Source organism: Pedobacter sp. MR2016-24 (genome assembly GCF_026239655.1).
In the GTDB taxonomy this organism is placed as follows: domain Bacteria; phylum Bacteroidota; class Bacteroidia; order Sphingobacteriales; family Sphingobacteriaceae; genus Pedobacter.
On the sequence record NZ_JAPIVO010000011.1, the window covers coordinates 1 to 13655 of the forward strand.

The following is a 13655-nucleotide window of genomic DNA, read 5'->3' on the forward strand; positions in this document are numbered from 1 at the left end:
TAATTGAGAAGTTCCTTTTTTACCTAATGCAATCTCTACACCAGCGTGAGCATATGTAAATTTATCATTAGCTGCAGAAGCAACACCATCAAAGTTATTAGTTTTCATGAAGTTAACTGTGTAACCTAAGTCAATGTTAACACCTTTAGATACACCTAATTTGAAACCTGCTCCAACCGGGATAAACCAGTTTTCGTTGTAACCAGTGCTTCCGCCGTTAGTGATTGTTGTTCCTGCTGGAGTAGAAACGTTTGCACTAGATGACATATAACCAGCACCTGCTGTTAAATAAGGAGAGATGAAGTTACGTTTCTGGTTTAAGCTTAAGTTAGCTAGTGTAAAGTTTGCACTTACAGCTGCTGACCAATCGATACGTGTTTCGAACCCACTCGCATCTTGTTGAGCTGGTGTTAAAGCTGCATCGTTAGATCTGAAACCTTTTACTTTACCAGCTAAGAAATCAGCCTGGATACCAAAACCTGGTGACACTTGTTTCTTAATGTAACCTCCGTAACCCCAGCTTTCCTGTGGTGTGCGGAAATCGCCGTTAGTTCTGCTATTGAAGGGAGTATAATGTGTTAACATACCGCCGTTAAGTCCGATTGACCACGTGCGGAAATCTTTTTTATCAAAACGTTTCGTCGTGTCCGAGTTCATGTCCTGAGCGAATAGAGAGGTTGATAATCCTACCATGGATAATATCAAAGCCGATTTTGTAATTTTTGAGTTCATCTTAATTGTTATTAGATATTAAATATCAGTTCTCCACTGATTGTCTAGCTATATGTAATAATCCTGCCAAAGCAGGATTTATGTAACAAAAAAGTTAAATGTATTGGTAATGAGTGTTTTAATTAATTTTTATACTGTCTACAGGTTACTGACTTTTGCCTTTAAATGTTCAAATCACTGTATAGTTTACCATACAAATGTGCATTTCAAGTTAAATTAGGGTTAATTATAACCTTCTTTTCTAGTGATATAAAAGCTGATTTTTATTCTTCATTGTTGTGAGCGTCATTCCTGATTATAAATAGTTCGGAAGATTGTGCGTAGAATTTAGAAAATCTGATAGTTTTGCATTGCAATGACCTTTGCACTATATACCTATGAATATAAATAATGTAGACTTAACTAACTGCGACAGGGAGCCTATCCACATTCCTGGAAAGATACAATCTCACGGTTTTATGTTAGTCGTAAACAGTGAGTCCTTTTTGATTACCTATATCAGTGAGAATTTAAGTGGTTTTCTATCCTCCCACGTTAAAAGTCTGCTCGGACTACCTGTTGCGGAATTTGAAAAACTGGAAGAATTCGGGAGTTCAAATCTTCAGCTTGCAGCTTTACTTAAATTAGGGGGAGCACAACAGAGCTTCGAAACCATTAATCCATATCCTCTGCAAATTAACGGTAAACATTATTATTTGATTATATCCTTATCCGGTGCTGAATATATATTAGAGTTTGAACCCATCACCATGGAGTATGATATTCAGAATCAGATAGGCAAATCGGTATCTGCGATTCTTTCCGGAAAAAATGTGAACGCCCTGTTGGAAAATACAGCAAGGGAGGTGAGAGATATTATTCACTATGACAGGGTAATGATTTATAAATTCCTTGAAGACGGGCATGGTGAGGTGATCGCTGAGGTAAAGAATGATGATCTTGAGTCCTTTTATGGTTTGCATTACCCGGCGTCTGATATTCCGAAGCAGGCAAGAGAGTTATACAAGTTGAATTTTACACGGATCATTGCTGATGTAAATTCACTAAGTTCTCCAATTTTAACCCTGAATGAGGAAAAACCCTTAGACCTGACAAATTCTGTTTTAAGAGCCGTCTCCCCTATACATATACAATACCTGAAAAATATGGGTGTTGAATCCAGTTTCAGTATTTCCCTGCTTTCTCATGGAGAGTTATGGGGTTTAGTCGCCTGTCACAATTACAGCCCTAAGTTTATAGATTACAAGGCCAGGGAGGCAGCAAAGCTGATTGGTAAAATTGTGTCATCCGCATTAGAGTATAGAGAAGAGGAAGAGGAGTCAAGCCAGCAGAATAATTATCAGGAAGCTCTTCATGCGCTAACGTTGGGATTGAATAAAGACGGTGATATGCTGAATACCTTGACTGCACAGGAATATACACTTAACGATATTATCAGTTCTACTGGTGTAGCTGTTTTATTTGAGGGCCAGATTTCAACTAAAGGAATTGTTCCCGGTGAGGAGCAGCTTCGGGCTTTATTTAAATGGCTGAAAAAAACTATGGATGATACGATATATTATACCCATAGTTTGCCAGAGGTTTATCATGCGGCCAGGGAATATAAAGCTGTTGGCAGTGGAATTGTTGCCAGTATTATCTCCAGAGATATGGAAGAAATGATTGTTTGGTTTAAACCAGAGCAGATCACTACCATTAACTGGGCCGGAGATCCAAATAAACCTGCTGTTAAAGGTGAGGATGGTTTATTGAACTTATCGCCACGCCATTCTTTCGAAACCTTTGCTGAAATGGTGGAAAATACTTCTGTAAAATGGAGAAAGGCTGAAATTGCAAATGTGATAAAAATCCGAGAGAAAATAATCACTGCAATTAACAAGAAGGCCGGAGAGATCAGGTTATTAAATGAACGTCTGAAAAAAGCCTATGAAGAACTGGATACCTTTAGTTATACCATTTCTCATGACCTGCGGACGCCGCTAACCTCTATAAAAAGTTATACTGAACTCGTTATCGCGACCAATAAATCCCTTGATGAACAGGGTAAAAAAATGTTGGGAAGGGTAGTCGCCGGTGCAGATAAAATGGCTTTTCTGATCAATGAAATATTAAAACTGGCCAGAGTAGGTAGGGCTGAGGTAGATTTTGAACCTATAGATATGGGACATCTGATAGAAGAGATCAGCAGGGAAGTGATCTCTTCTTTGAATGCCGCCCATGTAAATGTGAAACTGGGAGAGTTGCCAACTATCATGGGAGCCCAGCCGTTGATTACTCAGGTGTTTACTAATCTGATCGGCAATGCTGTAAAATATAGTGCTGCTTCAGTAAATCCTGAAGTTATGATTGAAGGAAAAATTGCAGGAGATGAAGTGATCTATAAGGTGTCGGATAATGGTATCGGGATAGAGGTGGATCACCATGATAAGGTGTATGAGTTGTTCAAGAGGATGGATAATGTGAAGGAATATGAAGGCACAGGCGTGGGACTGGCCATCGTAAAGCGTATTGTTGAAAAGCATAAGGCCAGGATTTGGTTTGAGAGTGAGTTGAAAGTTGGCACAGTTTTTTACATAGCATTTAAAAAATAATTATGGTAATGTCACCCGATATATTTTACGTAGAGGATGATCCGGATTTTGCATTTATCATGCAATATGCGGTGAAGGAGGTTAAAGAGGATTTGACGGTAGGTATTGTGGAGGATGGTAATACCGCAATTGCGCATTTACAACGCTTTGCAGAGGAAAAACATCGTCCAAAACTGATATTACTCGATTTAAATTTACCGGGGATTTCAGGCCTGGATGTTTTGAAGCGCATCAAAGAAATTCCTTTCTTCAAATATGTTCCTGTTATCCTGTTTTCAACTTCTGATGATCCTAAAGATGTGAAGTCATCATTAGAAATTGGTGCAAATGCATTTATGACTAAACCGAACGGATATAATAATCTGATTGTTTGTATGCAATCACTTTATGATTTCTGGTTTAATCAGAATAGAAGTATAAATTAAGGAAGGAGTTCCGTTATAATTCGAACACTTCTCCTTTTTCCGGAATAGTTACATTGAAGCCAGCCTCAGCGATTGAGCTGGCTAATCCCTCCAGACTCCTGGTTTCTCCATGCACTAGAAATACCCGTTTTAGTTTGAGCGGATCCTGATGAATGATATTATTCATCAGATCGTCATGATCACCATGGCCGCTGAGTAAATCTGTTTGTTTAATGGTAGCAAAGACCATCAGATCGCGATGTCTTAAACGTACAATAGGATCTCCCCTTAACAGCCGGTTTCCAAGCGTTCCCTTAGCGCAATATCCAATAAATAAAATCGTGCAATAATAGTTTTGTATATTATGATACAGGTGATCCTGAATGCGGCCACCTTCAAGCATACCCGCGGATGAAATGATGATACAAGGTTCATGGTAGTTAGAAATCGACAAACTTTCCCTTTTGTCCTGCACATAAGAGAGTTCTTCAAATTCAAATTCATCCCCTTTGCTGCGGTAAAAATCCTGAGATTGTTCATTGAGCAGGTGATGGTGTTTTCGGTAGACATCTGTGGCATAACTGGCCAGAGGACTATCTACAAAAATCTTTACAGGAGGTAAGAGACCCTGGCTGAAAATTTTATTTAGTGAATAGACCAATGCCTGTGTCCTGCCGATACTGAAGGCGGGAATAATCAATCGTCCCGGGAATTTAATACAGGTTTCATTAATGGTTTCTACCAGTTTCTCCTGGATGGTGCTATCCTTACTATGGAGTCTGCCGCCATAAGTAGATTCTGTAACCAGATAATCTACTGCAGGTATTTTCTGCGGATCTACCAGTACGGGGTAATTCTTGCGACCGATATCACCAGTAAAGGCTATTTTTTTCTCTTCTCCCTTTTCCTGAACCGTTAAAATTACCGCTGCGGCGCCTAGAAGGTGTCCCACAGGGATAAAACGGATGGACACGTTATCCCTCAGACTGAAGTCTTTTTCGAAAGAGATGGTTACGAAACGGTCAACAGTATCCATCACATGTTTATGCAGGTAGAGCGGTTTAGGACCGGAATGCGCCCGTTTACCTTTGCCGCGTTTATTTTGTTTACTGATAAAGATATTAACGGAATCCATCAGCAGCAGTTCTGTAAGATCGGCAGTAGGCGGGGTACATAAAATCTGTCCTTTGAAACCGAGCCTTACCAATGTAGGAAGATTTCCTGAATGGTCGATGTGTGCGTGTGTAAGAATAACAACATCAATATCGGATGGTTCAAATGGGAAGTACTGATTTTCTTCCTGAAAAGTTTCCTTTTCATAATCCAGCCCGCAGTCGATTAATATATTATAATGCTCAAGCTGAAGCAAGTGCATACTTCCCGTTACCTGTTTCGCTGCTCCCCAAATGGTTAATTTCATCTATTTATGTTGTTTTAGGAGTTAATGGTCTGGTTTGACCCATCAACTCCGTCAAATACCAAGATATCACTTTAAATAATATTTGTTTCACTAATTTAAGATATAGTATCCGGTTTATAGAGATGATCCTGTTATTCAGTACTATAAAAATTATGTACGAAATGGTAGTTCAGCAGTCTGTCTGTATTTATACTGGTAATTCTCTTCCAGCCGAGCAGCTCATCCACAAAATCTGGTTTTGCCAATCCCGAGGCTATACTCGCGCGGGTATAAAAGTCCTGCCTGCTGGGGTGGGATGGTGCACATGCATTGTATATATAGCCAAAAGCTTTATTTTCAAGGATGCTTAAGGTGATACCTATGCAATCTGTTAAATGAATGAGGTTCACTGGTGCCTGTCCATTTGGTATTTCTGTTTTCCCTGCAAAAAAACGGCCCGGATCCCTCCCCGGACCAATAAGTCCGCCAAAACGAATTACAGTAGTGGTGAATCCTTTGTAATTCGTCAACAGGCTTTCGGCATTAGCTATTGCTTTGCCGGATTCGGTATCCGGAGAGGTGGCTGTTTCTTCCGTTACCTCACCATTATGGTCGCCATATACCGATGTTGAACTGATGAAGATCACCTGTTGTACCCCATATTGATCAGCTGTTGCAGCTATCCGTTTAATTTTACCACTAAAGCTATCTTGTTCTCCCGTACTTCTTTTTGGCGGGATACAAATCAGCAATACATCACAGCTGAAAAAATCCGGATCATAGGTTTCCAGCTCTTTTTCAAAATTTACCAAAAAAGGGTTGATATTAAATTGTTTTAGTAAGGTCAATTTATCTGTTGAAGTGGAGGAACCGCTGACCGTATAGTCTTTTTCTATCAATTTTTTTGCGAGTTCCAGTCCGTACCATCCACAGCCCAGCACACTTATTCGTTTATTTTCTTCCTGATTGTCCATCACCTTAAATTTGGGATCCTCATTATGTTCCATAAAAAAAGGGGTAATGCTAAAGCATTCCCCTTTTTAATTCTTAGTTGAGTCTTTGTATTAAAGAACAGTTACATTAGAAGCCTCAGGGCCTTTTTTGCCATCATTCAATTCAAATTCTACGTTGTCACCTTCATTCAATTCTCTGAATGAGTCACCTGCAATCGCAGAAAAATGTACGAAAATATCTTTTCCTCCATCTTCTGGAGTTATAAAACCAAACCCTTTTGCAGAATTAAACCATTTAACTTTTCCTGTTGTACGCATATTATTATTATAAATTTCGATGTGAAAATAATGAATAGAATACTAATATCCAAAACCATAGTGGTTATTCTTGCTGTTATAAATAAATATGTACAAACTTTGCGCGTTTAAACTTGTTGAATTACCAGTTTACGATTTGTCATAAGAGGCGATACAAGGTTTCCAGTCATGGCAATGATATACTAACAACAGAGGTTAAATCAAAAAACAACATGATGAGCGTAGCAAACAATCCAGGACAGGAAAGCAATAAAAATAACCATTTTGACGAAGATGATAATCTGGGTCTTGATGCAGATCATTCATCAAATGACGGTAAATATGGTTATCTGAATAATGATAATGATATGATTTCACATAATCCTGATGGAGAGGATGATGATAGTGATAGTAACGAAGAGCGGGGAAGCTCTCCGTTAATGGATAAATAGCCTTAAGGGGCTACAGTTTCTATAGTATTGTCTGGTGTAACAGACGAATTATCGGTTTTTTGCTGATCCTCACTTTCGGCGTCGGTATGTTCGTCCTTTTCTTTTTCCGTTAGTTTATGAGGAGGTATATCCGTGTCAGGTGTATCTTTTTCTGTATCCGGCGTAACCGTTTCTATATCTATTTGAGGGTTTTCTGATGGTTTGGGTGTATTATGCTCCATATTCTTTGTGTTTTCTGTTTCTTGATTTTCCATAAGATATATTGTTATACATATATAATAGGGTAGCCGGCACAATTGTTTTTAATAATATGAATTAGGTTTTGGCATCATTTTTTCTAATGTCTGTGTATATATTAATTCTCTAACATAAAATAAACACACGATGAAAAAGATATTTGTATTATTCGCATTTGCTGCCGTTGCATTTACTTCATGCAGAAACGCAGAAAAAGAAGAGGCGATCAGAGTTGCTGCCGTTAAACAAGTACAAGATAGTTTGAGATTAGATAGCTTCAGAAGAGTTGAAGTTGCTCAAAAAGAGCAGGCAGCTAAAATTCAGGAAGAAAAAAGAATTTTGATGCTGTCTGAAGCCAGAGCTGCAGAAAATGCTCCGGCAGCAAGAATGGCATCACCAAGCAGTTCTTCATCAAGTACCACTACGACCACTACGACCAAGAAAAAAGGTTGGAGTAGCGCAGCATTAGGTACAGTGATTGGTGCAGGTGCTGGTGGATTAGGCGGCGCGCTTATTGACAAAAAGAAAGGTAGAGGTGCAATTATCGGTGGTGTAGCAGGTGCTGGTGCCGGATACTTGATTGGCCGTGGACAGGATAGAAAATCTGGTAGAGTTCAGCCTAAAAACTAATGATATAATAGCTGATTGTAAATCAGCTTAAACATAAAAAAATCCCTGGTTCATATGAACCAGGGATTTTTTTATGTGTTATTTCTTTTCAGGTGGTGTATTGACGATTTCACCGAACTCGTTAACCCAAGCCATCATGCTGTCTAAATCTCCACCAGTGGAGTTCTGCTGACGTTCTTGTTTACGTTGTTCTTTATCTTCTTTTTTCTTCTGTCTGTTTTTTTCGAGTTGCTTCTTCATGAAGGTAGCCTGAGACTTAGCCATAAATTTCTTTATTTAGTTAAAAAATAACTGTTCTCTGCTGATTACTTGTTTCTTAAGGCGTTCCCAAACAATATTGTGTTTCGGATAGATCCAGCCTGAGTAAAACTTTAATCCCGGGCAACAACGGTAGGGGAGCCAGGAGAAATTGAATCTAATCAATTGACTGATTAGCAAGTAAGTATTAAGAGAATAGTGTGTTGATATTCCGTTATAATGCAAATATACGAAAAATAATTGGATTTATAAGCTGCAGGCTGTGATTTTGTATTGTTAGTCCCTGGTTTATATATCGGGGGAAATGTAGTGAAAGAGATAGAGGCCTGTCTTGTATTCCATTAAATTATTCCCGTGACTTGCTAGGTTGTAATTATACCCTCCTTCAAAGATCATGATTTGCTCATCATCTTAAGTTACATATTTAATTTTTGATAAGCATCTGTGTTAATTCTGATAAGATATATATATGTTTTATAGCTGTTGTTTTTCTTTTAAGCTTATTATGAGCGGCCCATTTTTCTGTCCATTTTTTATATAGCCGGATTTATGTTTATATTAGTTGATATATTGGGGAATAAAATACCCTAAAGGTGTATTTGGTACACGGTTTATTACATTGGTATGAGTAGTATATTATCTTTTTCACCGTATTTTACTATGATTATTAATTTAATATATTCGTTTTAGTTGTATACTAAATGCAGAATATGATCTATATGTTGATTTAAATAGTGTAGGGTACATTCCTGATTATTCATAATTGGCACGGGATTTATTGTTGATAATTTTTATCCCAATAATTCGGAGGAATAATAAAATGTTGGTATTTTGTGGAGGGAATATATACTGTTAACTAAGGAGAAAGTCTCCTGAATTACTTGTAAGCGCTCTATATGAAGATACCGACACTAGATAAATCGTTTTTATGGTTTAGCCTGTTTAAAGAATGCGTTGCAGGACTCAGGTACCATGCGGTTTCTTTGGTGGTATTTTTTCTTTTATTTTTATTTCCCTTTTTCTCTTTTGCGCAGTTTCCCTATAATGAATCTTTTCGTGGGCTTGAGGCTCCGGGAGTAATTTTTGGTGGAACACCTACCGCTTTGCTTACTGCCGGGAAATCTCTGGATACAGCAAAGACTAACGATATTGATGGTGAGGGATATTTAAGACTAACCAACAATCTTGGTGATCAGACAGGTTATATCTATTCAAATGCAGTGTTCCCAGGTACTTACGGATTGCATATTGAGTTTGATTATTTTACACGCGGAGGTAGTGGTGCGGATGGTATATCCTTTTTTCTATTTGATGCTTCAGTACCTAATTTTACCATCGGGGCATTCGGTGGCTCACTAGGGTATGCCCAGAAGCTAATAAATAATGGAAATACAAAATTGAATGGGGTTTCTAAAGGCTATCTCGGTATAGGTCTGGACGAATATGGTAATTTTTCCTCAGAAGATGAGGGACGTAATTCTGGCTTATTAAAAGCGAAGCTTAGTCCTGATCGAGTTGTACTGAGAGGGGCTGGGAATGGATATAATACTGACCCAAACAATTATAAATATCTTACGTCGGCTCCTACCAACACCGGTACAAACGCATTTAAGATTGCCGGAGGGAAAAGAGGTGCCGTTGCAGGGGATCCTGAATACCGGAGGGTCATTATCAATCTGGAGCCAAGAGTGGGTGGAGGTTTGGTTATTAATGTGAGTATAAAACATGGCAATATTGTTACCCCTTTAATAGTGAATGAACCTTATGCAACTGCAGTTCCGGCGGCGGGTTTAAAGTACGGAATTGCTTCTTCAACTGGTGGTGCTACTAATTATCATGAAATACGCGGGCTGGAAATTACAGTTGATCCCACAAAATTAGCAACTCCAGTAGCAAATAACGATATAGTTAACATCTGTCAGGACTATACAGTAACAACTTCAAAAGATATCTTTGCGAATGATGATTTAAAGAACGCAGGTGGTAAAGCTAATAAAGAAAAGGTCGACTTAGATCCAAACACTGATGGTATTTATGAACAAACAATAGTTCAGCCTGGTATTGGAACTTTCTTTTTTAATCAGGCGACAATGCTGCTTGAATTCAAACCTGATCCTGCATTTAATTCTACCACTTCGATCAGCTATAATTTTTTAGATGTATATGGTGCAAAGTCAACTACTGCCACTGTAACGGTTAATACTGTCTTACCGAAGGTTACAAAACAGCCGGTTATCAATCCCGTTTGTGAAAATGGTTCATTCAGTACATCTGTGGAAGGTGATGGCGGTTCAGGACAACTCAGATATCAATGGCAATTTTCATCAGATGGGAAAGCGCCTGAAAATCCGACTAAAACCTGGACTAATATTTCCGGCAATTCAACTGCACAGACAGCAACTCTCTCGGTAAACAACGTCGTTATCGGACAGGATGGATGGTATTATAGAGTATTGTTAACATCAAATGCTCAAGGTGTAACTTGCCCTGCTTATTCTGCTCCAGCACGACTTGTAGTTAATCCTCTACCAACTGCTGCAATTTCTACTGCCGCACCTGTTTGTCCGGGTAGTCCTGATGTGGCGCTGACTTTTACAGGATCAAAGGGTACGGCTCCTTATACCTTCACTTACACCATCAATAACGGAACTCCTCAAACTGTAACTTCGGCGACTGGGAGTAATACCGTAAATGTCTACCAGTCGGCAGTAGTTTCGGGTGATTTTGTTTATAAAATTACCAGTATTTCTGATGCAAGCTCTACAAGTTGCAGCGTAGCGCAGGCTGAAAATAGTACGATTACAGTTAGGCCACCGGCTACAAAACCAACTATTACAGCTGGATCAAGAGAATTTTGTGAAGGAACAGCATTAAGTATAAGTTCTTCGGCAGTTGAAAATAATCAATGGTATAAGAATGGAATTTTAATCCCGGGAGCAGATAAAAAGTCATATACGGTGATTGATGCGGGAAGTTATACTGTACTATATACAAATGAATTTGGCTGTAGCACCTTTTCAGATCCTAAAGAAATTGTGGTTAACCCACGTCCTGCAGATCCTGTATTAACATCGCCTTCCAATAGCTATTGTCAGAATGGAAGTGTTATAATTACATCTTCTTTAGCTTATACTTATAAGTGGTATAAAGATGGCGACCCAATATTAGTAGGCGGGCTACCTTATAATCAACGCACATATAATGTAACTGAGCCAGGGAACTATTCTGTAATCGCGGTAAGTGAAAAAGGATGTCAAAGTGATCCTTCAAATACATTAATTATTTCTGAAAATCCATTACCTGCTGCACCCACTTTTTCAGCTTCAGCCACTTCATTTTGTGCCGGTTCGAGTGTAGTGCTGACTTCCTCATCTGCTACGGGAAACCAATGGTATAAAAATGATGTATTAATCACTGGAGCAACAGACGCAAAATATATCGTGACTGAAGCGGGCAGTTACAAGGTAGTTTTTACAAATGGTTCGGGATGCTCTGCGAGTTCAGCGTCTACTGACATTACACTAATTCCAGACCCTACAATAATTTTAACTTCTGATGGGTCTACCATTTCTCAAGTGGTTTGCAGGAATACCAATATTACCGAAATTACTTATGCTGTAACGAATGCGACAGGGGTAACAGTATCCGGACTTCCATCTACATTTACTAGCAGTTTTAATTCAGCAACCAAAGTATTTACCATCAATGGCAGCGCAGCAGTTGCCGGTGAATACTCATATACAGTTTCTACTACCGGGGGCTGTACGATAGCTAGCTTAAGTGGGAAAATAACCGTTAGCCCCGATGCGTCAATTGTATTAACGTCTGGAAATGCAAACCCGTCTGTGTGCGTAAATACAGGTATTAATGAAATAAAATATACGATATCAGACGCGGTGAGCTATACGATAACTCCATTACCAAGGGGTGTATATAGTGATATTTCTGGTGGAATAATAAGTATTAAAGGTAATCCTAATGATGTAGGTGATTTTCCTTATACAATTACGACTACAGGTGGGTGTTACAGTGCTACTGCAAGTGGTACCATAACATCTAAAGCATTGGCAACGGTGAATAAACCTGGTAGTCAAACTTTATGCAACGACAAAAATACTGATGTGGTTGAATTTTCAAGTAATGTTGCGGGAACGACATATAATTGGGTAAATAATAACAGATCAATTGGTCTGGCTGATTCCGGAATTGGAAATATCGGCAGCTTCAAAGCAGTTAATATCTCCAACTCTCCGGTTACGGCCACTATTACAGTTACGCCAGTTTCAGGAACAGGCTGTGTGGCGGGTAGTGAGACATTTACGATTACAGTAAATCCTACAGCGAAACTAACTAAGCCGATTGATCAGGTAAAATGTAACGGTTCAACGACAGATCCGGTTTTATTTAATGGACCTGTATCTGGTACGACATATAGCTGGATTATAGATCATCCGGAAATTGGTCTGACCGCAGGTGCTGGAAGTGAAATTGTAGCATTTACGGCAGTAAATACAACCAAATTGCCTATTGTAGCAAGAATTACAGTTACGCCTTCTGCTAATGGCTGTCCTGGTAAAGAAGAATTTTTTGAGATTACGGTGAATCCTACGCCTACGGTGGAAGAACCTGCTTCTTTTGAAGTGTGTAATGATGTGACAACTGCAAGCATTATTTTTTCACAGGTAGTAGGTAAAGAGGTGAGTGGAACAACTTTCAGCTGGACTATTGATCATCCTGAAATTGGTTTGAATGCAGGTGCAGGAAGTGGAATTGCAGGATTTAAAGCAGTCAATACAAGCAACACACCTATTATAGCGACAATTACAGTTACTCCGATAGCTACCGGTTGTCCCGGTGCGCCGGAAACATTTACCATCACGGTTAATCCTATACCAACTGTGGTGCCACCTGCTTCTTTTGAGATATGTAATGATGGAACGACTACACCTGTAATTTTTACTCAGGTTGCGGGTAAAGAAGTCAGTGGAACAACTTTTAGCTGGACAAATGACAAGCCTGGCATTGGCCTGGCGGAATCAGGTACCGGAAATATTGCGGACTTTAAAGCAGTTAACCTGACCAATGAACCTATTATAGCAACGATTACAGTTATTCCAACAGCTACATCATGTCCGGGTGAAGCGAAAACCTTTACGATCACAGTTAATCCAACGCCAACGGTAACAGCGCCTTCTTCTTTTGAAGTGTGCAATGACGCGACGACTACGTCGGTTACCTTTGTACAAGTTGCGGGAAAAGAAGTCACAGGTACCACCTTCAACTGGACGAACGACAAGCCCGGAATTGGTCTTGCGGGATCAGGCACCGGAAATATTGCTGGCTTTAAAGCGATCAACCTGACCAATGCACCAATTATCGCCACGATTACCGTTATTCCAACAGCAACAGGTTGCCCGGGTGAAGCGAAAACATTTACGATCACGGTGAACCCAACGCCAACGGTAGCGGTTCCCGCTTCTTTTGAAGTTTGTAATGAGGTGGCGACTTCGCCGGTTATTTTCACGGAGATTGTAGGTAAAGAAGTCGCAGGTACCACATTCAGCTGGACAAATGATAAACCAGGTATCGGTATTGTAGGATCAGGCACAGGAAATATTGCTGGCTTTAATGCAATTAACCTGACCAATACACCAATTGTTGCAACAATTACCGTTATTCCTACAGCGACAGGTTGCCCGGGC

10 protein-coding genes and 1 pseudogene are annotated in these 13655 nt (G+C 39.4%); 5 read left to right on the forward strand and 6 right to left on the reverse strand.

The features are described from left to right. A pseudogene (locus OQX62_RS24925) lies at nt 1-693 on the reverse strand (OmpA family protein); the annotation flags it as partial. A 416-nt stretch (nt 694-1109) separates the two neighbouring features. On the opposite strand from OQX62_RS24925, the gene OQX62_RS24930 reads away from it, so the two are divergent. Further along, complete coding sequence (locus OQX62_RS24930; RefSeq protein WP_265834397.1) at nt 1110-3323, forward strand: ATP-binding protein; 2214 nt, start codon at nt 1110-1112, stop codon at nt 3321-3323. An 8-nt stretch (nt 3324-3331) separates the two neighbouring features. Further along, the gene (locus OQX62_RS24935; protein WP_265834398.1) at nt 3332-3748 is read left to right on the forward strand and encodes a response regulator; all 417 of its coding nucleotides are present in this window, start codon (nt 3332-3334) and stop codon (nt 3746-3748) included. Between the two features lie 13 nt (nt 3749-3761). Here the strand turns inward: OQX62_RS24935 and OQX62_RS24940 are convergent, their stop codons facing one another. The 3 genes from OQX62_RS24940 to OQX62_RS24950 all read right to left on the reverse strand — a co-directional run bounded on the left by OQX62_RS24940 (nt 3762) and on the right by OQX62_RS24950 (nt 6397). Next, complete coding sequence (locus OQX62_RS24940; RefSeq protein WP_265834399.1) at nt 3762-5147, reverse strand: MBL fold metallo-hydrolase; 1386 nt, start codon at nt 5145-5147, stop codon at nt 3762-3764. A 131-nt stretch (nt 5148-5278) separates the two neighbouring features. Then, nucleotides 5279-6133, reverse strand: a complete 855-nt coding sequence (locus OQX62_RS24945) for an SDR family oxidoreductase (protein WP_265834400.1) — start codon at nt 6131-6133, stop codon at nt 5279-5281. Between the two features lie 57 nt (nt 6134-6190). Next, nucleotides 6191-6397 (reverse strand): cold-shock protein, encoded by a 207-nt coding sequence (locus OQX62_RS24950; RefSeq protein ID WP_037438206.1) that lies wholly within the window; start codon nt 6395-6397, stop codon nt 6191-6193. Nucleotides 6398-6609: 212 nt separating this feature from the next. Here OQX62_RS24950 and OQX62_RS24955 point away from each other — a divergent pair, with 212 nt between their 5' ends. Further along, complete coding sequence (locus OQX62_RS24955) at nt 6610-6828, forward strand: hypothetical protein (protein WP_265834401.1); 219 nt, start codon at nt 6610-6612, stop codon at nt 6826-6828. Nucleotides 6829-6830: 2 nt separating this feature from the next. On the opposite strand, the gene OQX62_RS24960 is transcribed toward OQX62_RS24955, so the two are convergent. Beyond that, nucleotides 6831-7082, reverse strand: a complete 252-nt coding sequence (locus OQX62_RS24960) for a hypothetical protein (protein WP_265834402.1) — start codon at nt 7080-7082, stop codon at nt 6831-6833. A gap of 130 nt (nt 7083-7212) precedes the next feature. On the opposite strand from OQX62_RS24960, the gene OQX62_RS24965 reads away from it, so the two are divergent. Then, nucleotides 7213-7695 carry a YMGG-like glycine zipper-containing protein gene (locus tag OQX62_RS24965; RefSeq protein ID WP_265834403.1) on the forward strand — a complete coding sequence of 161 codons (483 nt, stop codon included), beginning with the start codon at nt 7213-7215 and terminating at the stop codon, nt 7693-7695. 78 nt (nt 7696-7773) lie between these two features. Here OQX62_RS24965 and OQX62_RS24970 read toward each other — a convergent pair whose 3' ends face one another. After that, nucleotides 7774-7959 carry a hypothetical protein gene (locus OQX62_RS24970; RefSeq protein ID WP_131596513.1) on the reverse strand — a complete coding sequence of 62 codons (186 nt, stop codon included), beginning with the start codon at nt 7957-7959 and terminating at the stop codon, nt 7774-7776. Between the two features lie 890 nt (nt 7960-8849). On the opposite strand from OQX62_RS24970, the gene OQX62_RS24975 reads away from it, so the two are divergent. Beyond that, nucleotides 8850-13655, forward strand: a 4806-nt coding sequence (locus OQX62_RS24975) for a PKD-like domain-containing protein (protein ID WP_322973807.1), incomplete at its 3' end; no start/stop codon positions are given.

What these genes read in the sequence shown, in the direction of transcription:
- OQX62_RS24965 (WP_265834403.1), top strand. Translation starts at nt 7,213, where the DNA reads ATGAAAAAGATATTTGTATTATTCGCATTTGCTGCCGTTGCATTTACT.
- OQX62_RS24940 (WP_265834399.1), bottom strand. Translation starts at nt 5,147, where the DNA reads ATGAAATTAACCATTTGGGGAGCAGCGAAACAGGTAACGGGAAGTATG.
- OQX62_RS24950 (WP_037438206.1), bottom strand. Translation starts at nt 6,397, where the DNA reads ATGCGTACAACAGGAAAAGTTAAATGGTTTAATTCTGCAAAAGGGTTT.
- OQX62_RS24960 (WP_265834402.1), bottom strand. Translation starts at nt 7,082, where the DNA reads ATGGAAAATCAAGAAACAGAAAACACAAAGAATATGGAGCATAATACA.
- OQX62_RS24970 (WP_131596513.1), bottom strand. Translation starts at nt 7,959, where the DNA reads ATGGCTAAGTCTCAGGCTACCTTCATGAAGAAGCAACTCGAAAAAAAC.
- OQX62_RS24930 (WP_265834397.1), top strand. Translation starts at nt 1,110, where the DNA reads ATGAATATAAATAATGTAGACTTAACTAACTGCGACAGGGAGCCTATC.
- OQX62_RS24935 (WP_265834398.1), top strand. Translation starts at nt 3,332, where the DNA reads ATGTCACCCGATATATTTTACGTAGAGGATGATCCGGATTTTGCATTT.
- OQX62_RS24945 (WP_265834400.1), bottom strand. Translation starts at nt 6,133, where the DNA reads ATGGAACATAATGAGGATCCCAAATTTAAGGTGATGGACAATCAGGAA.
- OQX62_RS24955 (WP_265834401.1), top strand. Translation starts at nt 6,610, where the DNA reads ATGATGAGCGTAGCAAACAATCCAGGACAGGAAAGCAATAAAAATAAC.